General features: G+C 34.3%; 1 protein-coding gene. It reads right to left on the reverse strand.

Annotated features, from left to right (window positions below; translation table 11 throughout):
- Nucleotides 1-771: 771 nt before the first annotated feature.
- On the reverse strand, nt 772-1,017 hold a 246-nt coding region (locus tag QT996_RS28540), incomplete at its 5' end, for a transposase family protein (RefSeq protein WP_333050868.1).

The following is a 1,017-nucleotide window of genomic DNA, read 5'->3' on the forward strand; positions in this document are numbered from 1 at the left end:
CTGCCATTTTTTCAGAGTGGTTTGAGAGCTATGTCCTTGATTTTATCAGGATTTTGACTCTGTTGTCACCCCGTCAGCTTTAGCCCTCATTAAAAAGACTAATGCTGACTCATTTCTCCTGCATTTGTAGGTTATTTAATGCTGCCCAACGCTCATATTCCGATTCTTGGGCCACTAACTCTTCTTCTATCTCTGCTCAATTTTCGTGATAATCAGTGCAGGATAAACCTGCGCTAAGCAGAGGCGTTATACTCATCAATAAAATACCAAAGAGCTGCCTCTAATATAGGAGAGTATTTTAAAGTGGTATTTTTTTGATTACGACCATATATTCTTTGTATCAAACTATTATTAAATGTTTCTATATAGTTAGTCCGACCACTATCCTTCCCTATGCTATATCTTGTTAAACAGAAGAATTGGTGATTTTTTGAGCCAGCAAGTTTTTAATCTCGCGAGGCTCACTCTTGATGAGAGAAAAAGGAGATTCCTTTTTTGGCACACTATATATAGTGGGCCTGCGTAAGTCCTGTAAAAGCTAAAGTCCTCTTAGATATGACTCAAGAATTCATTAGATCTCTTGCGAAAGTCTCAGGCGATATCTAATTTAGTCTTTAAATAAAGTTCATAATTATCAATACCAGCGATCAAATTAAATCTTAATCCGAAGCGCCTTCTTTGATTCCGATATCTGGATGAAAGTATTCTAAATATATTTAAACTTCGATGTATATTTTCAATAATAATTCTTTCTTTTGCCAGTTGGCGATTTCAAACTTTTTCTGCTTGAGTCAGTTCTTTATTCTTGGTTTTTTTGAGAGGGGTTCTACTATTATTATGAATCTTTTTGATTCCTTGATAACTTTTATCACCTAAAAGTTCAAGTTCTTTATTCCTCCCCATCTTGCTTTTTTTAAACAAACTACAATCATGCGTTTTTCCGTTACTAAAAGCTGTACATATTATTTCGGTACTTTTTGTGTTGGCTAAAACTTGCGATTTTATTGTATGATATTT

It is taken from the genome of Microcoleus sp. S13C4 (genome assembly GCF_036700865.1).
Lineage (GTDB): Bacteria > Cyanobacteriota > Cyanobacteriia > Cyanobacteriales > Microcoleaceae > Microcoleus.